17 protein-coding genes are annotated in these 24,310 nt (G+C 34.5%); 9 read left to right on the top strand and 8 right to left on the bottom strand.

What is annotated here, in order from left to right:
- Positions 1 to 6: 6 nt before the first annotated feature.
- Positions 7 to 675 (bottom strand): hypothetical protein, encoded by a 669-nt coding sequence (locus tag ACTJIV_RS05935; protein ID WP_440626279.1) that lies wholly within the window; start codon positions 673 to 675, stop codon positions 7 to 9.
- 455 nt (positions 676 to 1,130) lie between these two features.
- On the opposite strand from ACTJIV_RS05935, the gene ACTJIV_RS05930 reads away from it, so the two are divergent.
- A complete protein-coding gene (locus ACTJIV_RS05930) occupies positions 1,131 to 1,709 on the top strand; it encodes a peroxiredoxin family protein (protein WP_440626277.1) in 579 nt (192 codons plus the stop codon).
- 134 nt (positions 1,710 to 1,843) lie between these two features.
- On the opposite strand, the gene ACTJIV_RS05925 is transcribed toward ACTJIV_RS05930, so the two are convergent.
- The gene (locus ACTJIV_RS05925) at positions 1,844 to 3,580 is read right to left on the bottom strand and encodes a RagB/SusD family nutrient uptake outer membrane protein (protein ID WP_440626275.1); all 1,737 of its coding nucleotides are present in this window, start codon (positions 3,578 to 3,580) and stop codon (positions 1,844 to 1,846) included.
- Positions 3,581 to 3,601: 21 nt separating this feature from the next.
- Positions 3,602 to 6,367 (bottom strand): SusC/RagA family TonB-linked outer membrane protein, encoded by a 2,766-nt coding sequence (locus tag ACTJIV_RS05920; RefSeq protein WP_440626273.1) that lies wholly within the window; start codon positions 6,365 to 6,367, stop codon positions 3,602 to 3,604.
- A 278-nt stretch (positions 6,368 to 6,645) separates the two neighbouring features.
- On the opposite strand from ACTJIV_RS05920, the gene ACTJIV_RS05915 reads away from it, so the two are divergent.
- Genes ACTJIV_RS05915 through ACTJIV_RS05905 form a run of 3 tightly spaced genes read left to right on the top strand, consistent with a single transcriptional unit; the run spans position 6,646 to position 11,412 of the window.
- Complete coding sequence (locus ACTJIV_RS05915; protein ID WP_440626271.1) at positions 6,646 to 7,773, top strand: alkaline phosphatase; 1,128 nt, start codon at positions 6,646 to 6,648, stop codon at positions 7,771 to 7,773.
- 20 nt (positions 7,774 to 7,793) lie between these two features.
- Entirely contained in the window at positions 7,794 to 9,575 is a 1,782-nt protein-coding gene (locus tag ACTJIV_RS05910; RefSeq protein ID WP_440626269.1) for an alkaline phosphatase, read from the top strand.
- A 34-nt stretch (positions 9,576 to 9,609) separates the two neighbouring features.
- Complete coding sequence (locus ACTJIV_RS05905; RefSeq protein ID WP_440626267.1) at positions 9,610 to 11,412, top strand: metallophosphoesterase family protein; 1,803 nt, start codon at positions 9,610 to 9,612, stop codon at positions 11,410 to 11,412.
- A gap of 328 nt (positions 11,413 to 11,740) precedes the next feature.
- Here ACTJIV_RS05905 and ACTJIV_RS05900 read toward each other — a convergent pair whose 3' ends face one another.
- The 4 genes from ACTJIV_RS05900 to ACTJIV_RS05885 all read right to left on the bottom strand — a co-directional run bounded on the left by ACTJIV_RS05900 (position 11,741) and on the right by ACTJIV_RS05885 (position 17,431).
- Positions 11,741 to 12,259, bottom strand: a complete 519-nt coding sequence (locus ACTJIV_RS05900) for a DUF2911 domain-containing protein (protein WP_336378382.1) — start codon at positions 12,257 to 12,259, stop codon at positions 11,741 to 11,743.
- A gap of 32 nt (positions 12,260 to 12,291) precedes the next feature.
- Positions 12,292 to 13,983 carry a sodium:solute symporter gene (locus ACTJIV_RS05895; RefSeq protein ID WP_440626265.1) on the bottom strand — a complete coding sequence of 564 codons (1,692 nt, stop codon included), beginning with the start codon at positions 13,981 to 13,983 and terminating at the stop codon, positions 12,292 to 12,294.
- A gap of 100 nt (positions 13,984 to 14,083) precedes the next feature.
- On the bottom strand, positions 14,084 to 16,588 hold the full coding sequence (locus tag ACTJIV_RS05890) for a PIG-L family deacetylase (protein ID WP_440626263.1): 2,505 nt from the start codon (positions 16,586 to 16,588) through the stop codon (positions 14,084 to 14,086).
- 171 nt (positions 16,589 to 16,759) lie between these two features.
- Entirely contained in the window at positions 16,760 to 17,431 is a 672-nt protein-coding gene (locus ACTJIV_RS05885; protein ID WP_223559124.1) for a hypothetical protein, read from the bottom strand.
- Between the two features lie 150 nt (positions 17,432 to 17,581).
- Here ACTJIV_RS05885 and ACTJIV_RS05880 point away from each other — a divergent pair, with 150 nt between their 5' ends.
- Positions 17,582 to 18,094, top strand: coding sequence for an AAA family ATPase (locus ACTJIV_RS05880; protein ID WP_440626261.1), 513 nt, complete (start codon positions 17,582 to 17,584; stop codon positions 18,092 to 18,094).
- 74 nt (positions 18,095 to 18,168) lie between these two features.
- On the opposite strand, the gene ACTJIV_RS05875 is transcribed toward ACTJIV_RS05880, so the two are convergent.
- Complete coding sequence (locus ACTJIV_RS05875) at positions 18,169 to 18,711, bottom strand: hypothetical protein (protein ID WP_440626259.1); 543 nt, start codon at positions 18,709 to 18,711, stop codon at positions 18,169 to 18,171.
- A 488-nt stretch (positions 18,712 to 19,199) separates the two neighbouring features.
- Between ACTJIV_RS05875 and ACTJIV_RS05870 the strand changes: the two genes are divergently transcribed.
- The 4 genes from ACTJIV_RS05870 (at position 19,200) to ACTJIV_RS05855 (ending at position 24,152) form a co-directional block, all read left to right on the top strand.
- Positions 19,200 to 19,448 carry a transcriptional regulator gene (locus tag ACTJIV_RS05870; RefSeq protein WP_440626257.1) on the top strand — a complete coding sequence of 83 codons (249 nt, stop codon included), beginning with the start codon at positions 19,200 to 19,202 and terminating at the stop codon, positions 19,446 to 19,448.
- Between the two features lie 241 nt (positions 19,449 to 19,689).
- Positions 19,690 to 20,037, top strand: a complete 348-nt coding sequence (locus tag ACTJIV_RS05865; protein WP_440626256.1) for a hypothetical protein — start codon at positions 19,690 to 19,692, stop codon at positions 20,035 to 20,037.
- 24 nt (positions 20,038 to 20,061) lie between these two features.
- Positions 20,062 to 22,218, top strand: coding sequence for an ATP-dependent nuclease (locus ACTJIV_RS05860; protein WP_440626254.1), 2,157 nt, complete (start codon positions 20,062 to 20,064; stop codon positions 22,216 to 22,218).
- Complete coding sequence (locus ACTJIV_RS05855; protein ID WP_440626252.1) at positions 22,200 to 24,152, top strand: UvrD-helicase domain-containing protein; 1,953 nt, start codon at positions 22,200 to 22,202, stop codon at positions 24,150 to 24,152. The genes ACTJIV_RS05860 and ACTJIV_RS05855 overlap by 19 nt, the downstream gene beginning before the upstream one ends.
- Positions 24,153 to 24,310 lie beyond the last annotated feature (158 nt).

Genomic DNA, 24,310 nt, shown 5'->3' with positions numbered 1-24,310 from the left:
TGTTTTTTAATAAATTTCTACAATCAATGAATTAAAACTATTTTGATTAACAAAATTACTAATCTTATAAAACTGGTTAGAATTGGAAACTCTTAAATAAAAGAAATGGCTTGCTCCATTAGCCATAAAATCCATCACTTTCCAGGTATTCCAGTCGGTTGAGTTCCATGTCTGTGAAACAAGCTTAAGTCCCGTAATAGTACTCACCCAACCAACCCTGTTACCAGATATGGTAATGGGATCAGTCGGCGCTTGAATTAATCTTGCATACAAATAGGTTTGAGCCCCTTCAATAGTGAACTTGAATTCGAAACCACCTTTTTTCAACGTTTTTGAAGCATTCATTGTAGTCCCAAAGTAAACCAGCTTGCCGATTTCTACTCCGTTTTCCGGGGTTAAAGACTGCCACAGCGGTGCAGCGGGTGTTCCTGTATTTAACGATATTCCTTCCCTTAGATTCGCTGCGTTAGGATTAGAATTATATACGATAAGTCCGGTTGCCGGACTTGTTATTGTTAATGCGTCAGTACGAGAAGTAAGATTAACCCGGGGTGGTAAAAATCCTGCCGGTTTATCTGGTTTTGCCTGTATATCCAATGCTGCTGAGGTGTCTGGACTGCTTGTATTTATACCTACTTGTGCTTCAGTATACATTATGCTACTGAATAATAGCATAAAAAAGATTTTAGCTTCCATTTTTTTATTTTTTCTTATCAAAGTATTTGTTGAATGAGAGTAATGATATATCTGCAATTTTTCAATACACAGCTGTTATAAAGTCCAAATGATATTGAATATCTTGTCCTCTATTTTTACCGCCGCAAGGTATATTTAAAATCAGGCGGTGTAAAGCATTTGGCTGATCGTATTCAGGAATATGACAACACTGATTGACTGGAAAAAATGCATCAAACTAATGGTATATGTTTGGCCCTAATCAATGTAAATTAGTGAGTCCGGCTTGACAATTCTGAGCAAGTTAAATCTGTAGAAATTCTCATCTTTAATATTTGATAGAAATGTATTGTTCTTAAATTATGGGAAGATCCCTGTTATTGAGCTTGAGTTGCTTCCATAAAAACATTAGTGTATATTTAAGAATCTCATTCATCTATCATAAAAAAACTATCATGAAACACATTTTAGCCCTATTTATAATATTATCTATATTATCTTGCGAAAGCAAAGAACAAAAAAAAGAGAGAATTTTAAAGGAATTCGAGAAAGAAGCTAAAGAGTTACAAAAAAATCAGATTGATTTTTCACTCAATGCAAGGCCCAGATATTTTTCAGCTAAAACAACTAATGGTAATGTATTCAATTCACAGAATTATAAAGACAAAAATCTCGTGGTTTTCATATATGACAAGTCTTATTTAAAAAAGAGCGAGTCTTATGATATGGCAGAAGAGTTCAATACTCTATATACGAAGTATAAAAATGACGCTTATTTTATTGGTATTGTAGAAGGTTTTATAGAAGATGAAAAAGAGCTAAAGAATTATCTAAGTCATTCACAAGTTCTGTTTGAGCAGATCGACAATACCAAATCTTACAGTAAATCAGAAAAATTGAATTACAATCTATTTTGTAGTCCTGCAAAGGTTCTTATTGGTACTAATGGAAAGGTTATACACTCTTCTTGTGGCGGTGGCAACAATATGATGATCGAACAGAAGCTCGACAGTATAAGGGCTATTGTAAAATAGTTAAAGTATTGCCTATGTTATAATATGATTGCAATTGTAGGAAATTTGCTTTTCAAATAATTAAATTAGACCATAAAATCAAAACTGTCAGCAGAAATTCTGCTGACAGTTTTTTGAAAGTAAAAAATGTAAAATTAATATCCCTCGTTCTGAACCAGATATCCAAGAACACTTGATGCTCCGTCAATTGTCGATTGCGGAATCGGGAAAAGCCTTTTTCGTACATCAGTATTTGTTTTAGATGTATAGGTATCTTCATAATGACCAAAACGAATCATATCTGTTCTTCTGGAATATTCCCAGTAAAACTCAAAACCTCTTTCTCTGTATAAAAGATCCAGATTCATTGTTGTCAGTGCGGGAGGGGTAACGTTAGGTCTGGCTGTTCTAGATGCTCTAACGAGATTAACATCCGCTAAAGCTGCTCCTGCATTTCCTTTTCTTAACTGGGCTTCTGCTCTCATCAGATAAATATCCGCTAAGCGTAAAAGGACTATATCTGCATTTCCTCTGTTTCTTCCTGTATCTGAAGTTCTGCTGAACTGGTATTTTGAAACTCGATATCCATCGGTGTAATCTTTATTGTTGGGATTTTCTAAATCGATATCCAGCGTGTGATTTACGTAGCTTACAAATCCATTTCTCTGCTCTATGATAGGATAAATTTTATATTGTCCGTTCAGAGTTTGGAAAGGCTGTCCATTTGATGCATTTCGCAACCCCCACTGAACTCCTCTCTGAATTCCTCTGTTAATTTCATAAGTAGCACCATTCACAAGGAAATAATGATTCCCATCATTTGCAGGAGTCACTCCGGTTAAATCCTGTAGATTTGCCGGAACACTAAAGTTTTCTTTATAAAATCTGGCATCTGCCTGAGCCGGATCAGTGCTTCCATAGGCCTGAACCCATGTCTTATAAAAATCAGAAGTTATCGCTGGGCCATCTGTTCCGTTGGCTTTAGGAAATGCAGCCAAAGGATATTGACTTCCTGACAAAGACCAATAACCTAATCTGTTGTGTGATGTGTTAAGGTCCTGACGCTGGTCAATTGCAAAAATTAATTCTTTATTTGAATGGTTATTGTCGTCAAATATGGCAAAATATTCCGCAGATAAACTAAATAACCCGCTATTGATAACTTTGTTAGTATATTCAATTACCTTATCCATATCTCCCGCCGCAAAAGAAGGAGTTCCGTAAGGGTTTCTGTAAACCGCTGCATTAAGATAAAGCTGTGCTAAAAATCCGTTTACTGCTGCTTGAGAAACTCTTCCCGGACCTTTCGTATTGTCTAGGCTATTTACAACAGCTAAAAACTCACTTTCAATATAAGAAACAGCTTCCTGCCTTCTTAGAACTTCAGAATTTTGCCCCGTGTTATCTTTTTTGAATGCAATTCCCCAATAATCAAGTATCAACATATTGTAATAAGCTCTCAAAGCACGCATTTCGGCAACAGCTTTAGCTGCATTGGGATCTGTTGCAGCAATGGGTTGTAGCTTTTCGATTGCTGTTACAGTTCTTGAAAGCATTAATCTCATTGCATCCCAGGTTTGTTGTACAACAACGTTTGTAGTTGTAGTGGTGTGTTGATGAAGTTCGATGTATTTTCCGCCATCATACCAGTCGTTCCCACTTCCTCTTGGAGGTAGAATGGCTTGGTCTGAACTGATCAGCTGAAGCCCATAATTTTTGGTATGGGTAAATGCGTCTGGAAGCGGACCGTAAGCCGGAGCGATAAAAGATTCAACAGGCGTTGTTGTTTGTGCATCAAGTGATTCGTCAATAACCGATTCTTCAAGATCTGTACATCCTACAAGTGCCAAAACACTTAGACTAAAAATAGAGGTTAAAAATTTATTTTTCATTTTTTTTCTTTTAAATATTAATTAAAATGCTACGTTTACACCAAATACAAAGCTTCTGGCTTTAGGATAAGTAACGTAATCAATTCCGAAGGACTGAATTCCGCCCTGAGATAAACCGGTATTGATTTCAGGATCGAAACCTGAATATTTGGTAATCACGAATAAATTCTGAGCCGTTACTGAGAATCTGATGTTTCTGATATGCTCACCAATTCCAAGGATTTTCGGATTCAGATTGTAACCTAAAGTGGCATTATTCAATCTGAAAAAGTCTCCCTTTTCAAGGTATCTTGTTGAAATTACATTGGTATTGTTTACACTTTCATTAGGAAATTGCGTTGCAGCATCTGTTGTGTTGTGAGATAATCCCAATCTGCCTCTTGAAAATAACGTGGAAGCAGTATTGTTATAAATCATATTGCCTGAAACTCCGTTGAAATTTAATCCTAAATCGAAGTTTTTGTAAGCTGCCTTCAGGTAAAGATTATAAGTAAAATCCGGTAAAGCGCTTCCTGCTGCAACTCTGTCGTTGTCTGTAATAATTCCATCTCCGTTTACATCTCTGAAGATATTGGTGCCGTTTTCGCTTAATCCTAAAAATTCTCTTACGTAGAAAGTTCCGATTGGTTCATTATTAATGTACCCATTGATAACAGCATTAGTTGTTCCCGGTCCCTGTGCCTCTCCTGTGGAAATTACTTTGTATGGAGAATTTTTTACTTCATTTTTAATAAAAGAAGCATTTCCCCCAATGCCATATGTAAATGCTTTATTCGGATCGCTGTTGTAGTTTAATGAAATTTCCCAACCCGTATTGTTGATCTGCATATTCGGGATATTCTTCCACATTGTTGGAGCTGGCTCTATAGGATCCACAGTATTTATTACCGAAATAATGTTATCAGAAATTTTTCTGAAGAAATCGACAGTACCCGTTAATCTATTATTTAAAATTCCAAAGTCTAATCCAATATTGGTTTGCGTCGTTACTTCCCATTGTAGATCCGGATTGTCAGCTCTTACCAAATACACTCCTATAGGATAATTTCCACTGTCATTTAGAGGATAAGTGGCTTGTGCAGTTCCGCTAGCATCGGCTTGGTAGCTTTTTTTTGTTACCTTACCCGGGATTTCCTGATTTCCTGTTTTACCCCAGCTTGCTCTTAATTTCAGATTGTTGATCTGCTCTACATCCGAAAGAAATTTTTCTTTGCTGATGTTCCATCCTGCAGCGACTGACGGAAATATTCCGTATTTGTTATTTGCTCCGAACTTAGAAGATCCATCGGCTCTTAAAGTTGCTGTTAAAAGATATTTATCCTGAAAATCATAATTTACCCTTCCAAACCAGGACTGTAATTCATTTTTATTAGCAATAACAGACGTTGTTTGATTCGTTGCCCCTGCAGCAGGAATCTGATATTGCGGCTCGATTCCGTTGATTGGGAAGTTCTGATAATACCATCCTCTCGATGTCAACATTAACTTTTGATAAGAATGTCCTGCCATTACATTAAAATCGTGACTGTTGATTTTAAATTTATACGTTAAAGTATTTTCTAAAAGAGTATTGTTATTTGAATAATTGCTTAGGTTTAAAGTTCCGATCTCCAGAGGAATAGCATGCGGAATATTCTGGATAACTCGTTCCGCTGTAGAATAATCAACCCCTAAATTCAGCTTATAAGTCAATCCTTTAATAATTTCCACAGAAGGAGAAATGTTGGCTAAAATTCTGTTATTTGTTGTAAAATCCTTGTAAATCTCGCGACGAATTAATGGGTTAAAAGCCCCATTATTAAAGACAGTAGTTGGTACCCCATCGGTATATGCAGGATACGTCGGATTCCATGTAAGCATATTGGAAACCACATCTGTTGAATTCGGTCTGTTATTTTCGGTTCTTGTTCCGTTTAAATTGAAGTTTATACTTACTCTTCCGTTAAACGCTTTTTGTGAAGCATTGATACGACCGGAATATCTTTTTAGATTACTGTTGTGAAGAATTCCTTCCTGATCTTCATATCCTAAAGCAGCATAATAATTTGAAGTATCTGTCGCTCCTGCTGCTGAAAAATTTACATTTTTAGAAATAGCTGTCCTGGTCAGCTCATCCTGCCAATCGGTATTTCCTCCCATATCATCCAATTTTCCTCCGGCTGCAGTTACCTGTCTTCTGAATTCGTCTGCTCCAAAAACATTCATTTTGTTCGCAAGATTGGAAATTGTAAGATTGGAAGAAAGACTCATCTGAGTTCTACCTTTTTTACCTTTTTTAGTCGTGATGATAATCACTCCATTGGCTCCTCTTGCCCCATAGATTGCAGCTGCAGAAGCATCTTTTAAAATATCCAATGATTCAATATCATCAGGATTAATAAAGTTCATGGGGTTGTTAGCTGTTCCGGTATTGCTGTTATCAATTACAAACCCATCGATAACGTAAAGTGGTGTTGTGCCGGAACGTAAACTTCCGACTCCTCTGATGATAATATTTTGGTTAGCTCCCGGTTCACCACTTATATTCGAAACATTTACTCCGGCAACTTTTCCCTGAAGCAATTGACCAACATTAGCAACCATTCCTTTATTAAAATCTTCGCTTTTTACAGAACCTACAGCTCCGGTTACATCAGATTTTTTTTGACTCCCGTATCCTATCATTACCACTTCTTCAATGTCTGTCAATTTGTTCTCATCCTTGAGCGTGTCGGATTCTTTTTTTTGTGCAAATGTTAAGCTGACACAACTCATCAAAACTGTCGGCACGAGATAAATACGTTTCATTCCTTATTATTTTCGTGCAAAATTAGCTCGATAAAATGCCGAAAACTGTTAATTTAACATTAAGTAACCGGTTTTTAAAATTAATAAAACGTGAATATTTTTGTCAAAAATTAAATTTATGGAAACTTTATGTAAACAAACTTTTTTAAAGTTCTTAAATTCAATTATTTCCCTGTTAACATTGGACTTATAGTTTATTATTGAAATTTTTGAAATGATATTATATCTAATTTCGCATCTTATTTCACACTTATAAAATTATTAAAAATCCAATCATTATGAATTATTTCTGTAAAAATGTTAATTTCAAGGCAATCGCAGCTTTTTCGTTGCTTCTTTTTGTAGCCATGTTATCAGCTCAAAAAAAACAAAAGCCTCTTAACGTTATTTTTATGATTGGTGATGGAATGGGTGTTTCACAGGTTACTTCTGCATTCTATTTTGGAAATTCAGAACCCAATTTTCAAAAATTTAAAATTGTAGGTCTGTCTGAAACATCTTCAACCAGCGATTGGGTTACAGATTCTGCTGCCGGGGCAACCGCTTTATCAACAGGTGAAAAAACTTACAAACGTGCGATTGGCGTAAATAAAGATTCGATAGCACTTCCAACGATATTAGAACAGCTGCAGAAAAAAAATTACCAAACCGGGTTGGTTAGTTTAACGAGTATTACTCATGCAACACCTGCTTCTTACTACGCTCATGTAAAAGACAGAGATCTTCATGAAGATATTGCGCTTGACCTTGTAAAAGCAAACGTTAATTTTTTAGCAGGCGGAGGTTTAAAATTCTTCAATAAAAGAAAAGATGGAAAAAATCTTCTGAATGAATTTAAAAAGCTCAATTATAATATAGACACGCTGAAACTTTCAAAACCCATTCAAAATAAAAACAACTTTTATCTTTTGGCGCAGGACGAACTCCCGAATAAAGTTCAGGGAAGAGGAGATTTTCTTCCCGAAGCCACACAAACCGCTTTAGATTACTTATCTAAAAATAAAAAGCCATTCTTTTTGATGGTGGAAGGTTCATTTATCGATTGGGGCGGTCATGCTAAAGATGGCGAAATGATGGTAAAAGAAGTTTTAGACTTTGACAAAACCATCGGCGTGGTGATGGAGTTCATCAAAGAAAACCCGAATACACTGTTGGTAGTCACAGCAGATCACGAGACAGGCGGTGCAAGCATCGGAAAATTCATGGAAAAAGATTCAACAGGAAAAGAGAAGAACATCAAAGACAAAGTACAGGTGAATTTCATCGACAATCAACACACTGCGGCTTTAGTTCCCGTTTTTGCGATGGGAAAAAACCAGGAGCTTTTCTCTGGCGTATACCCCAACAACACCATCTATCATAAGCTTGCCGAAGCTTTGAAAAAAAGTGGAATCACTATTAAATAATTTGAATTTTATTAAATCTTATGCGCTTACATTTAAAAAAAATTACAGGCTTTATCACTCTGCTTTTTGTTGCAACTGTTTTTGGTCAAACTACAAGAGTACACTCTCATAATGATTATGAACAGAAAATCCCATTTTGGTATGCCTTAGGTTCTGATGCAAATTCAATTGAAGTGGATGTTTTTCTTGAAAACAACGAACTTTTTGTAGCCCACAACAAAAAAGACATTACCCATGAACGAACATTTGAAAGTTTATATCTGAATCCTATTGATAAGGCATTAGGAATGAATATGATCAAACAGGAATCTCTACAGATTCTTATTGATATTAAAACAGATGCTAAAACAACTTTAAAGCAGATTGTAAAAACAATTCAGAAATATCCGGCCATTACAGCTCAAAAAAAATTACGTTTTGTTATTTCAGGGAATCAGCCAAAACCGGAAGAATATACTTCTTATCCCGAATTTATTTTTTTTGATTATCAAAAACTGGATAATTTAACAACAGATCAATGGAATAAAGTTGCTTTGCTTAGCTTAAGCTTTCCGCAATATTCTAAATGGAACGGTAAAGGAGGCTTAACGGAAGAAGATTTACCTAAAGTAACCGAAGTCATCAAAAAAGCAAAATCATTTGGGAAACCATTCAGATTCTGGGCGATTCCCGACGGGAAAACTTCCTGGGAATTTTTTGCACACAACGGTGTTGATTTTATTAATACAGACCATCCTAAAGAATGTGTGGAATATGTAAATTCTTTGGAGAAAAGAACTTTTAAGAATAATCTGTTTTCAGAAGTTTATCAGCCTAAATTTTCCTATCTGAACAAAAATGTTCCCGTGAAAAATGTTATTTTATTAATCGGTGACGGAAATGGTCTTTCACAAATTTCTTCATCCGTTTTAGCCAATAAAGGACAATTAACGTTAACACAATTGAAAAATATTGGTTTAATTAAAACTTCTTCGACTGATAATTTCACCACAGATTCTGCAGCAGGAGCAACTGCTTTTGCAACAGGAAAAAAAACAAAAAACAGATTTATCGGAGTAAATTCTGAGGGGCAAAAAACGGCAAATCTTACTGAAATTCTATCAGAAAAAGGTTTCAGCACCGGAATTATTACGATTGACGAAATTGTGGGAGCAACACCTTCTGCATTTTATGCTCATCAAAAAGACCGTGGTATGGAAAAGGAAATTGCTGAAGATTTGCCAAAATCAAAACTTAACTTTTTTGCAGCGGGCGGAAAATCTAAAGTTTCCGGCCTGCATGATTTTAAATTAGCCGAAAACCCGAAGGAGGTTGCAGAAAGTAAAGCCAACCGTTTGGCGTATTATCTTTCCGATAACGGTGTTCCGCAAGTTTTGAAAGGTCGCGGGAATCTTTTGGCTGAAACTGTAGAAAGTGGGCTGCAATTTTTAAAAAGCAAGAAAAAACCATTCTTCATCATGATTGAGGCAGCGCAAATTGACAGTGGCGGCCACAGCAATAATGTAGGAACCATCGTTACTGAAGGTATTGATTTCGACAGAGCAATTACAAAAGCAGTACAGTTTGCTGACCAGAACCCCGGGACTTTGGTGATAATTACTGCAGATCACGAGACAGGAGGTTTTAGTATTCCTCATGGCGATCTGGAAACAAGCACTATAGAAGGTGATTTTACGACAGACGATCACTCAGCTACATTAATTCCTGTGTTTTCCTACGGTTCAGGCTCAGAAATTTTTACGGGAGTATACGAGAATAATGAAATTTTCCATAAAATATTGAAAGCTTTGAAAGTAAATTAGTTTTACAATTATTTTTTCTAAAATACATACAGCTTTGAAAAAACATTTTTCTATTCATCTATTGATCGCTTTACTGCTTTCGTTAAACGTATTTGCGCAGCAGAAAGCCATTCAAATAGCATTTTTGGCAGATGTTCATTTTCAGGATCTTTACGGAGATTTTTCAGATAACGAATTCAGAGGAGTAGAAAATCCAAAAACCCAAAAGAAAACCTTATTGAGAACAATGGATTCACAGCTCCACTCGACAAGAATTTTTAATGAAAATTATTTTGCTTTTCTGGCGGCTTTGGATGATGTGGCAAAACGGGGGATTAAAATCGTCGCACTTCCCGGTGATTATACTGATGACGGACAAGCCTACAATTTGAGAGGATTGAAAAAGATTTTAGATGAATATCAAAAAAAACATGGAATAAGGTTTTTTATTACCACAGGAAATCATGATCCGGTAAGCCCGTTTCTGAAAGACGGCGGGAAATCTGATTTTTTAGGCGAAAATGGAAGCCCTGTTAACATTTTTAGTAATAAAATTTCAGTTGAAGATAATGGTCAGGAAACTTTCATTACCAAAGATATTGCGATGTCTGGCTATTTTGAAATTATGAAAGAGTTTAAAGAATTTGGATTTTGCCCTTCTGAAAAAGATCTGTTTTGGGAGACTCCGTTTAATCATAGTTCTTATGAAAATTATAGTTTTAAAAAGGCTTTAAAAAGTTCAGAATATTCCAACAGAATGTATGAAGTCAGTCCGGGATTTACTGTTCCTGATTTGAGTTATCTGGTAGAACCCGTAAATGGAATTTGGCTTTTGGCAATTGACGGAAATACCTATTTGCCAAAAAATATTAATGGAAATCCAATAGATCCAGATAATTTTCATAGTGCTTCCGTTGGATACAATAATGTGCTTTCAAATAAAAAACATTTGATTGATTGGGTGAAAAACATTTCAAAAGAAGCAGAAAAAAAACACAAAGTTCTCATTGCATTTACGCATTATCCGATGCTTGATTACAATGACGGTGCTTCTGAAGATATTAAAAATTTATTAGGCAAAAATAAATGGCAGCTCGACAGAGTGCCAGATGATCGCGTTGCTAAGGTTTTTGCAGATGCAGGAGTGAAACTTCATTTTGCGGGCCATATGCACATCAACGACACCGGAATCAAAAAGTTTGAAAACGGAAAAATGCTTGTCAATATTCAGGTTCCTTCATTGGCAGCTTATCTTCCGGGATATAAAATTCTGACAGTGAATTCTCCCGCTGATTTTGATGTCGAAACGGTTTCTATTACTAATGTCCCACGTTTTGATGAGCTATTCCCTTTGTATAAAAAAGAATTTGGAGTCTTAAAAAATCAGACCAGAAAAGATCTTTGGAACGTTGAAATTTTAAAAACAAAGAATTACCACGATTTTACATTATTTCATTTAAAAGAATTGGTAAGGTTAAGATTTGTTCCTTCAGAATGGCCTAAAGATTTTATAGAAAAAGCCAGCCAACTTTCAGGAGAAGATTTACTTTATTTAAGTATCATGACCAATTCAACTACAATAAATGCAGGAGAATTTAAAACATGGAATTTTGAAGATGCTTTATTAAATCTTTATCAATTACAGTCTGCAGACGAATTAGCAAAAAAAGATATTCCTGAAAAACGACTTTTGCAATTCAAATTTTTGCATGAAAATTTCGAAAAATTAAATACAAAAGATGAATTTCTAAATCAGCTGAAATTATTTTTCATAGTTTTAGTTAAGCTCTCCTCGGGAGATTCTGCAGACCATTTCAAAATTGATTTTGAGAAAGGGGAAATTTTGAAATTGAAATAATTGCTGCTTTATCAAAAAAAATAATATTGTTCAAACAGCAATCTTAACAAATTCCTCCATCAAAAATACCAAAGCAACACTATTTTCAAAGATACTTCTGAAATACAAATCATTGCAGCTTTTTATTTAACTTTCAAAATATTTCGAAAATCAAAATGAATTTTGACATAACTTGAGAATTTCCAGAAGAACAAAAAACTAAAGCATTAATCAAACAGCAGGAATTGGATTGGTGACTGGAATTTACAATAGCAATCTTTGATACAATATCAAAATTTTAAATAAAAAATCCCGGTTAATCCGGGATTTTAATTTCTCATTTTTACATTTATTTTATTTCTACAGGAACTGAGATTTTATCCCAATCCATTGTGAATCCATTATTGTTTATTTTATAAACTAAAGTTTCCTGTGTTGCTGGTAAAGCCTTGGTTTTTACATCAACACGTAAAGCATCTTTTGCTTGTTCATATTTATAAGCTCCCCACTGTTTTGGCTCTTTGTTAAAAATCGCAGTCCAGGTTCCAGACTCTTTTGGGATTAAGAAAAAGCTATATTTACCGGCAGGCAACGGTTTACCCTGAACAGTAATGTTTTTATCCGTTTCAAAAGTAGTTGCTTCATTGGCACCCGCACGCCAAACTTTGTCATAAGCTTCTAAACCACCCCAGATCGTACGCCCTTTAACAGAAGGACTGCTATAAGCTATCGTAATGGTTGCATCTTTAATTTTTCCCGTAGCAGTAGCCGGAGGGCTGGCAGGTTTTTTAGTGTCCTGTGCAAAGGCATTCATGGAGATTGTCATTGTCGCAACAAGTACGGCAGCAGATTTAATGATGGTTTTCATAATATTTTTGTTTGTATGTTTATTTTGTCTGTTTACGAATTTACTGCTTTCTGTTTATAAAACAGTAATCCGATTGCTGAAAATATAATGACTGCTGCTGCCCCAATGACGTTAAGCCAAAGGAAAGAAACAATATCAAAATTATAAACGGCAATAACCACAATTTCTGATAAAATGGCAGCAATAAATACATTGGAACCGGTGATTTTTTTATAGTAAAATGCAACAAGAAAAATCCCCAATATCGGGCCGTAGAAGAGAGAACCTAATACATTAACCGCTTCAATAAGGGAACCCATTTGAGTAGCAAACATGGCTACCCCAATTGAAAAAATACCCCAGGCTAAAGTATGCAGGCGACTGTACTTCAATTCGGTTGCATCATCAGGAATTTCTTTTTTAAATATCAAATGAACATCTTTTAATGAGCAGGCGGCAAGGGAATTCAGTGCTGCAGAAATTGAACCCCAGCTGGCCAGAAAAATGACGGCAAACAGTAAACCGATCATTCCTACAGGCAAGGTATTTTTTACGAAATACAGGAAAATGTAATTCGTATCCGTTTTTTCCGCATTATAGTTTGAATGATTGATCGCTTCCTCTACCCTGCCGTGCAGTGCTTTTACCTGAGTTTGCGTGTTTTTAAAATCCTGAATCGTTTTTTTGAGCTGAGGAGAATGAGTTTCTTTCAACCTTAAAATTTCTTTCGATTCTGCATTAAATTTTAGTTGTAAATCCTGATGTTCTTTTTCAAAAACCGAAGCCTGTTCAGGTTTTGTTTCCTTCAAATATTGATAAGAGCGTTCATTAAAATAAATCGGAGCCGGTTTTAGGGAAAAGAAAGCGAAAAGCAAAGCACCGATCAGGAGAATAGCAAACTGCATCGGAATTTTAACCAATCCGTTCAATAGCAAGCCCATTTTTGCATTGGTATTGTCCTTCGCAGTAATATACCTCCCGACCTGGCTCTGGTCTGTACCAAAGTAAGAAAGGGCCAGAAAAAAACCGCCAATTAATCCGCTCCAAATATTGTATTTATCTTTCCAGTCGAATTCTGTAGTGATTACATTGAGCTTTCCGGATTTCCCTGCCAGATAAAGCGCATCGTTAAAACCAATTCCATTCGGCATATTCTGAATAAGCAAATAACCTGCAAAAGCCATTGTTCCCAGAATAATGAGAAACTGTAATTTTTGGGTGTGAGCGATCGCTTTTGCTCCGCCAACATAGGTATAAATCAACAGAATTCCCCCTGTTAAAACATTGGTTAAATAAATATTCCAGTTTAAAACGCTTGATAAGATGATACTCGGAGCGTAAATGCTGATTCCTGTTGATAAGCCTCTGGAAAAAAGAAAAAGCAGTGAAGTGAGTACCCTTGTTTTTTTATCAAATCGGTTTTCCAAATATTCATAAGCCGTGTACACATTTAAGCGCTGAAAAATCGGGATGAAAGTGATACAGATAACAATCATCGCCAAAGGCAAACCAAAGTAATACTGAACGAAACGCATACCATCTGTATAAGCCTGACCCGGTGCTGACAGAAATGTAATGGCACTTGCCTGTGTAGCCATAATACCTATAAGCACAATGTACCAGGGCATTTTATTATCTGCTTTCAGATATGATTCGTTGCTTTTTTGGCCACGACCGATCAATACGCCGTAAACAACCACTGCAACAAGGGTAAAAATGAGAACTGTCCAATCTATAATACTCATGCCCAGAATTTAGTAAACAAATAATAAAATGCGATCTGAAATACTAATGCAACGGCTAATAGTATGTACCAGGTATTCCAATTTTTAAGTGGTTTGTTCATCAGTTTTTCTGTGCAGATAAAAAGTTAAAAAATAAACGTGCCGCCCCCACATTTCCCGCAGGCAGCTGTCTGAAAAATGCCAACGGTGTGTAGATAAAATTACCCTTCCCATATTTGGCATATAAAGTTGATCCCTGCAGTGGCTCTTCATCTGTGTCGTGCATTTCAAAAAGCGGTTCATACGCTACATCCCATTGAGCAGGGAAATAGGCGCCGCGCTCCTGCACCCAGCCTTTAAAATCATCCGCAGTGATTTTGTTCGGAAAGTTCAGTAATTTATGATTTGGATTTAAAAATGTAACCGCTGCATTTTCTTCGGTAACACGCTTATTGGCAATACTGAAATTGTACATCCCCAATTTGTCAACGGTTGTATCCTGGTTGGTGTTATACTGCATCACCAAATTACCTCCGGCTTTTGCATAAGACCATAAAAAAGGCATCCAGCGACTCAACTTTTTCTCTGTATTATTGGCACGAACGCCAAGTACGATGGCATCATATTGCGATAGCTTGTTTTGACTGCCGTTTCCAGCAGATTCATCTAAGTTGCCATAAAAATCTTCGTCTTTCAAAACATCTACCTGAATACCTGCAATGCGTAGGAACTCAGGAATGAAATCGCCCGCACCTTCTATGTAACCCACTTTTTGAACCTTCGCCTGAATATCGCCTTTCATTACGATGGCAGTTGCAGGTGAAAAATATTGTAAGGAAGGTAAATGCGGGTACTGAATTAATATTTGTTTTTTATTATAAGTTACTCCATCTGCAACAAAATTGGCATCTAATTGCAAACGAGATGAATGTATTGCGGCAAGCTTAGTTTTTGGAATAACGTAATCGATGGTAGCATCTTTTCCATTGATCGAACTTACATCAGCACCGCCTAATCGTTCTCCGTTATACATCAGGTTTACTTTACTGTTACTGTACTGTCTGTTAGAATTAACCTTAACATTTAAACTCAAATGTAAATCTTCATTTTCCTTGACCTGATAAAGGGGTTGTGTAAATTTCAGTTCCAATGCAGGAACAATGCGCAAAGCTTCGACTACATCACCACGCACCGGGTCTAATTTCTTGAAAGATAAAGGAAGTTTAACCTGAAACTTTTCCGAACCGATTCTTAAACCAAGCAAAACATTCAGTGGCGATTCTGCCTCTGGCAAACCGATTAAAGTATCATTCGGAACAGAGAAAGTTGCTGCGTTCGTGGGAGATTTTGCCAACCAGTAAGGTTCTGTGAGTGCTGCATCTGCAGGAATCTGAATGTCATGCTGAATGGTAATTAAAGAATCTTTTGATAGTTTTCTGTTGAAGCTTTCTGATTGACTTAACCATTTTACATTGTCTAAAATGACAGGATTTTCAGCTCTTGAAATCAAATTTAACCTGAAATTGTAATGGTCTCCGGCAACAGCTTCAGCCTGATTGGTCACTACCTCGCCCATAAATCCGGCACAGCTTAAAATGATATTGTCAAGAGATTTAATTTTATCCCTTTTTAGATCTCCATCCTGAAGAGCTACAACCTTTTTTCGTAAAGCAAGCAAGGCAGGTAAGCTGAGATCAGGTTGATTAAAATTAAAAGAGGAAATAATTTTATCTAATGATTGGTCAATATCAGCGCTTCCTTGTGAAGTCCAGGTTTTAGTTATTCCGTCAAAGAGTGTTGCTTTTGCAGGTTCGCCAATAACGTGGGCAAAATATTCAGTTCTGATACCGGCTACAGACTGTGTCCCCGCACCCTGGCTTTTATGTAAACTTCTGCTTAATCCTGCCAATTCACCATAGCCCATTCCCAATTGCGCATCATATTGCCCAACGGTAACTTTCAGTTGATTTTCAGCTGTCGTATTGACCCCACCAAAGCGGAAAGTATTCCACAATACGCGTTTTGGTTGCCATGCATTCACATATTTTAGTTGATCTGGGAAAGCCGTTTTATCGCCTGCCAGCTTAAAAGCTTTTTCCGCAACCACGGCCGAAGCTGCATGTTGTCCGTGGCCTGCCGCAGCATTAGGAGGAAAACGACAAATGATAACATCAGGACGGAATTTACGGATGACCCAAACTACATCCGCTGTAATGCTATCTGCATCCCATTGTTTAAAGGTGTCGGTCGTATTTTTAGAGAATCCGAAATCAATTGCCCGGGTAAAAAACTGTTGGGCACCGTCTAACTTTCTTGCCTCTAAAAGCTCATGCGTTCTGATTAAACCCAATGCAGCACCCTGCTCAGTACCTAATAAATTCTGACCACCATCACCTCTGGTTAAAGACAAATAGCCCGTTTCTACATTTTGATCGTTGATTAGCCAGGAAAGTAATCCTGTATTTTCATCATCAGGATGAGCCGCAAGATATAAAACTTTAGGCAGCTGTTTAAGGGTTTTGAGTTCACGGTAAATTTCAGATGATTTGGAAGGCCGGACCTGCTGGGCCGAACAAAAAACCGTATAAAAGCCAAGGATACATACAGTGCTTACTTTTTTGAACATTTAGATTTGCTTTGCGAGCAAATATAAGTAAATCGTTTTTTCTTTTAAACTTAAATTAGCAACTCCAAAAATTGTATTATATTCTTAGTAAAATCTTTGTGTGAAGGTAAAAGGAACCAAAGGCTTGATAATCATGTATCCATTTTTTTCAAATAAAATTTAAACAGGTATTTATGTTTTTCTAATCGTATTCCGCGTAAGATAGATATAATTAAACATGCAAAATGTGGCTACCGCCCCAAAAGTATGCCATAAAAAGTGTGTTCCGAAACTCAACCATTCCCGTTTATCAATGATGCGGAAAGTGAGTGCGAGCGCAAACGACAACAAAGCAAAGCCTACCCATTTGCCAGCTTTCCATTGGGTATAAATTAAATAACGTAACACTGAGAAAAGGACAAATGAAGCCATGATTGCATAATTTACGTTGATAAAAAGAGAAGTGTTATCTGTCAAAATCCAATTTCTCAAGCCCAACATAAGTACCAGATATGCAAGAACCATTACAACAGCATAGTACCATCTGGTGCTCTGAGCTACAAAATAAAATCCGGCGGACAAACAGAGCAGCATAATGGGCATCCAATCCATCATGATAAATACCGGCCATTGTCTAAATGCATGGTAAACAGTTCCCCCAATGGCACCAATATATAACAACATTAAGCAGTAGGTTAAAAAAGGATATTCTTTAAAATTACCCTTCATTTTAAGGGTCCAAAAAATAGCTATGGCTAAAAATAACAGAGCAGTTATTGCATTGAATGGCTCAGGGAAAAACTGGGCCATATCTGTTTCTTTATATAACATGCCTCCGTCCGGAGGTATTCGGTTTATTGGCATTCTCTTTTTTTATATTATATTTATATACCTGTTCTAAATATAGAAAAATTATGGTATTAAATAGACTGGCAAAACTCTATATAATGGACGCTCAAAAAACAGGCACGAAAATCTCGTACCATACTTTTGGATTATAATATAAACTGAAATATGAGAATTGCAATAATCGGCGCTCACAAAGTCGGTAAAACTACATTGGCAGAAGAACTTCTGGAGAACCTTCCCGGGTACACCCTTGAAATAGAACCCTACTACCAGATGGAGTCTTCAGGGTATGAATTTTCAGAAGAACCTCATCCTGACGATTTTCTTGAACAATTTAATTATTCAGCTAAACTGATCTTCAAAAGCGGAGATGATGTCATATTTGACAGATGTGTCATCGATATCTTAGCTTATCTTCATGTTCTTGATTCAGGTCGAAATATCCAGTTTCTCTTTGAAAAAGTTCAAACCATCATCGATGAAATTGATGTTTTTGTTTTTGTCCCTATTGAAGAACCCGATCTGATATCCAAACATCAAATAGAGCTGCCAAAACTCAGGCATAAGGTTAATGAGTTACTTTATGACTGGATTGAGGATCTTGGAATAAAGGTCATTAAAGTAAGCGGAACTTCATCGAACCGAAAAGATCAGGTGCTGACCGGAATTTTATCCTAGGATCTGAGGTGGGTAACTTCTGTAAGGCTTTAAAAAGGTTACAGGTTTGAATTCTGGCATTATGCTCAACTTTCTTATCCTGAATTGGTCTCAGCCATCTCCTTTTCTCTCCTTCTTTGAAGAATAAGGTGTGCAGCATCCAGCATTTTAACCGTATGAATGTAAGGCATAACGATGTTGCTTTCCGGCAGATTTTCATAGACGCCCATTGAAAAATAGACAATTCCGGACATAAAATAATCAAATTCTTTGAGGGTGTATTCCCTGAATGCTTTTTTGAAAACCAGCAGAGGATTCCGGTATTCTTTCTCCGAAAGCAAGCCAAGAACCCACGGGGAAATCTTCTCCGGCCGGGCATCGACCGTCCATTTTCTGTTTTTCAGCATCATGAGATATCCTGCCCGGATCAGCGACCTCATCGATTGATGAAACTGGAAGATCACCGCCGGATCTTCATGAATCCAGCTATTCCTCTTGACGGCATAATTTAAAATGTTGCTGAGCCTTTCTTTGGAAACATCCAGCTCATTGAACTGAAAAAAAGTTTCTATCAGCTGCAAGCCGGAGCGCTTACCTTCCCAAAGCCGGGTGTCGAAATCTGTTTTTATTTTTTTCATTGTTTGTATTTTTAGAATGCATGAAACCACCAGCCTACCGATGTACGCTGAGTTTTATTGTAAATAGTGAGCAGAAATAAATCTGTGTTCTCATAAAAGCCCTGAAGCCGCAATGGATTGTACACTCCATTGTATCGTACATGATACTTTATGTAGTGAAGCAGCTTAGAAAAAGATGATTGTAGAAAAGCAGAACAGCATAAAATAAAAACGGCATGAGACTCTACAATATCCGTCATTGAGGCACTGGTATACCTTACACACAGATAAGAGAGCCCACGCCTAGGTCGTGAGCTTCCTGCTTATCGTCTTGTGTGTCTAAAAATTACCAGTTTTCAATGACAAGATTCTAAGCAATAGCTTCTATTATTCTTTGAAGTATCGCAAAGCTACTTTATTTGTAGCTTATTGTACAAATGTAATAATATTTTCATTATTGCGCACAGAAAACCGCACTATTTTTTTCACCTTTCTCGTAATTTGTTTTAATGGACGAAGAAAACGAAGTAACTATTGCCATCTGCCAATACATTTACACAAACTGGATTTCAAAAGCAAAATCACAGAGAGACTTTGCATCTAAATGCGAAATAGAAGAAAGTACAGTTAGGAAAATTAAAAATGTTGCCTTAGGAACTGCAAAGACGGAGTATAATATGTCTATAAAAACACTGGCGAAAATTTGTCGAAAGAAAGAAATTACTTTAGAAGAGCTTTTTAAAAATATAAAAAAATAAAATCCTGACGAGAGTTGGGATTTTTTTGTGACTAAATTTTGAAGAAATTCCGGGAAAATACGGATACAAAATTTTAAGATACTTTTTATTTTTACACTTACGGAAATCCGTAAACTACAAATATCATGTATTCTTTACATTTGACATTAAAAACTGCTCACCTGAAGAACAAATAGATAAAGTGTTATGCAAATTGGTAAGATAACTTTTTCTTCTATCAAATATTAACAAACAAATAAGTATGGAACCCATAATAGAAAGGATTAAAGACTTTAAAAAAGTACTAGAAACAGAAATTAAAATTGATTTATTCAATAAGTTAATATTACATTGTCAAGATGATATAAATCAAAATCTTATGACCCAATATATTAATAATCTATCGATAGAGCAATGGGTTGAATTGTACAGAAATTTAAATATAAATGTTACGGAATATCAAGTTAAAGAATTTTTTGATTACATGATAAAGTATTATAAAGGGTTTTATAAAATTCATGGAAAAACATATGCTGTAAGTCGAGGATTTGATAAAGAATCTGAAAGTTTTGAATTTGAAAAGATCGTTTTCTATTCTATTAATTTGTAAGATCCTCTTTAATAGACAGTAACCATGAAAATAAAAAAACTTTTTATTAAAAACTTTAGAATACTTTCCGATTTTCAAATTGACTTAGAAGATGAAATTTCGTTGGTTATAGGAAAAAATAACTCGGGTAAAACTTCTATTCTTACAGTTCTGGATAAGTTTTTAAATCAAAGTGAGAAGAATAGTTTTTCAATTGAAGACTTTAATTTGTCCTTTAAACAACAATTGCAAATTCTTATTGAAGATTCTACGGAGCTTTCTGAAGAAGAGTATCTGAAATGCTATAATGGTATTTCACTAAGAATATTAGTATTGTATAATAATACTGATAGTTTCATCAATATTCAAAAATTAATGCTAGATCTTGATCCAGAAAATAACCATATTGTATTAGGATTTGATTATTATTTAAGTTATAAAAATTATTTAGGAATCAGGAAAGATTTAGCACAATATAGACATCGTGAAAATGTTAAAAAAGCTGAGGCAGAAGCCTGTGAGCCACCTAAGAAATATAATGTAAAAGGATTTTCAGAATTTTTCAAATTACATTATCAAAAATATTTTGAAACTAAGAAAAAATCAATTTTCTATGACAAGACTTCAAAAAAAATAATTGAGGATAACTATATATTAATTGAAGACTTGAAAACATCTGATTTTATTAGCTTTAAATACATTTCAGCTAGAAGAGATGTTACTAATAAAGAGACAGATAAAACATTATCATTACAAACATCAAAGATATACGAAAGAAAAGAAAATGATGAAAATGAAGCTAAGAAGATAGATGATTTTCATGATACTATAATTAATACTGATGAAGAACTATCAAAGATTTACAAAGTCTTTTTCGAAGATATAATTGAAAAAATAAAAAGTCTAGGAGGAATACGTGAAAATGAATCAGTATTGAGTGTACTTTCGACATTACAGTCTAGAGAACTTTTAAAGGGTAATACAACTGTTTATTATAAACATGAACTGTCAGATTTACCAGAACACTATAATGGCTTGGGATACCTAAATCTTATAAGTATGATCTTTGAAATTGAAATAAAAAAATATGAGTTTCAAAGATCTTTATTAGAAGCTCCCGCAGATATTAATTTATTATTTATAGAGGAGCCAGAAGCACATACTCACCCACAAATGCAATATGTTTTTATAAAAAATATTAGAACAATTGTGGGTGATAAAATCTCAAAAAAAATTAAAAATGTTGATAATACAGAATTTGAGATTTGCCGTAGTTTACAGACAATAATTTCTACACATTCTTCTCATATTGTTGCAGATAGTGATTTTGATGAAATTAAATATTTAAAAAAAACAGATACAATAACTTCTAGAAATTTAAAGGATTTAAAAAAATTATATGATGCTGCTGGAAAGCAATATCATTTTCTTAAACAATATCTTACTATAAGTCGTGCTGAAATATTTTTCGCTGATAAAGCTATTTTGATCGAAGGAGATACGGAGCGTATACTTCTCCCGACAATAATGAAGAAAATAGACATTAATTCGTCTCAATATGATAAAGAAAATAAAATAATTCCACTACTATCTCAAAATATTTCGATCATCGAGGTTGGAGCTTATTCTGAAATATTTGAACTTTTTATAGATTTTATAGGTATTAAAACACTTATTATTACTGATTTAGATAGCACTCGTAAAGTTAAAAAACTAAATAAAAATGATAAGGAAATCACAAAAGGTGAAGCCTGTCGTGTCGCAGTAGGGGATAATTATGCAAATCCAGCACTTAAATTTTTCTTAAATAACAAAACTCTTGAAGAATTAAAATCTCTCATATTAAAAGATAAATGTTTGATTAAAACAGATAATAAATGGGTTCCAAATGAAAATGGAACTGTATGTATTACTTATCAAACTGATTATGAAGGATATACCGCAAGAAGCTTTGAAGATTCTTTTTTAGCTATACCGAAAAATAAAAATTTAGTTATTAGTAAAATAGATAACTTTAAAGGAATTAAAAATCCTAGACATTTTGATGATAAAAATAAAGATTCTTATGATTTAGCAAATGAATGTATTAATAAGAAAACCCATTTTGCTTTAGATATATTATATCATAGTAATGATGATTATTCAAATTGGGAAATTCCTGGATATATAAAAGAAGGTTTGTTATGGCTGAAAGAGAATTAAAAAATGAAATAGATCAGATTTTTGATCATATAGAAAAAGGAGATAATTTTTTATTAAGTGGTGGAGCTGGAAGTGGAAAAACATATACTTTAGTACAGTGCATAATTGGAATAATTGATAAGTTTCCAAATCATAAGATTGCCTGTATTACATATACAAATTCTGCGGTTAAAGAAATTGAAGAGCGTATAGATCATAAAAATTTACAGGTTTTAACCATTCACGACTTCTTATGGGATTGTATAAAAAATTTTCAAAATGAATTAAAATATGCAATAGTTACCCTAGCCAATAATCCCTCGCAGAAAAAAATAAATATAGAAAATCCCAGTGTAGAAATGTTTTCCGAAGGCATTAGATATATGGAAAATCTAAATTTATCTAAGGGAATAATTTCGCATGATGAACTATTAGTAATAGCTGAATACTTATTTAAAAATTATGAAAAATTATGTGATGTAATCAAAGACAAATTTAATTTTATATTGATCGATGAGTATCAAGATACTAGCGAATTTGTGATAAGGATTTTTCTAGATCATTTCAGACAGGGTTCAAAAAAAAATATAATAGGTTTTTTCGGAGATGCAATGCAATCTATCTATGAAGACGGTATTGGAGATTTAAAGAAGTACCAAGAAAATGAGGGTGATTACTTCGTTCAAGAAGTTAAGAAGCTAGAAAATAGAAGAAGTCCACTTAATGTAATTAATTTAGCTAATAAAGTAAGAAACGATGGGTTAGAACAATTACCTCAATTGGAAAAAACGAGCCCTATGCCCCCTAATATGAATGAAGATGGTACAATTAAAGAAGGGGAAATTAGATTTTTATATTCTTCTGAAAATAACTTGGATAAAGTGAGAAAATATTTACAATGGGATTTTAATGAGAGGGATAAAGATGGGAATTTAAAGTGTAAAGAGTTAAATCTAACTCATAATCTTATAGCAAAAGAATCTCAATTTGGAACATTAATGGACATTTATAACAATGACCAAATACTAGAATATAAATATCTTGTTGATGTTTTCTTAAGAAATAATCCACATATTCAAATAGATGAAAATGATACCTTTGGAGATGCAATAGAAAAATCTGGACAAGTTCCTAATGGTGGTAAAATGTCCGACTTTATTAATTCAAATATTGATCTCTTTAACGAAGCTAAATCGTATAAATTTAATTTGTTTAGAAAAATTTATCTAAATAGTGATATTCTTACGGACGATAAAAAACAAAATGAAAAAGACTTAATCAAAAAAGGAACAAAAAGAGATAATTTATTAAAACATTTATTTAAAATCCAAAATTGCATAAGACTTTACAACGAAAAGAGATTTAATGAATTTTTGAAGATTACAGATTATAAGATTAATTCAATTGAGGACAAAAAAATATTACAAGATCATATAGAAGCTCTTTCAAAAACTGATGAAAAAACGATTGGTGATGTAATTGAAAAAGCAGATGAATATAAATTGGTTTATGCTGATGATAAACTAAATGAATTTATGCAACATAAGCAATATGTCTATAATAGAATTTCTAAAGTTAAATATTCTGAATTCATTAATCTATATAATTATTTAGAAGGTTTTACCCCATTCTCAACTCAACATAAAACAAAAGGAAGAGAATTTGAAAAAGTCCTTGTCATTTTAGATAGGGGTGGTTGGAATAATTATAATTTTGAATATGTTTTTGATGATGGTACAGTCTATAAATCTTTGGTTGATGGAAAATCAAAAACAAAATCGAAATTGTCAAGTTATCCTAAAATAAAAGAAAGAACGGAAAAAATATTTTATGTATGCTGTACTCGTTCTAAAGAAAAACTTGCTGTTTTTTATCTTGCTCCTAAACCATTTGTCATAGATACTGCAAAAGTTTGGTTTGGTGATGAAAATGTTATAAATATTGATAATCTTTAGGATTCATTAATTTATATATTAATGGAAAATAAACATACAAGCTCTCCCCATTACCACACAGGTATTTCGTTTAAAGAAATAATCTTATCTCCCAGCTAAAAGTAGGAAGGCTTTCCACAACAGCGCACAATATTTAAAAAATGATCACCGACAATCAT

It is taken from the genome of Chryseobacterium sp. 22532 (assembly GCF_052044665.1).
In the GTDB taxonomy this organism is placed as follows: domain Bacteria; phylum Bacteroidota; class Bacteroidia; order Flavobacteriales; family Weeksellaceae; genus Chryseobacterium; species Chryseobacterium lathyri.
The sequence above is the reverse complement of the archived record's forward strand: the minus strand, read 5'-3'. Positions and strand labels throughout refer to the sequence as shown.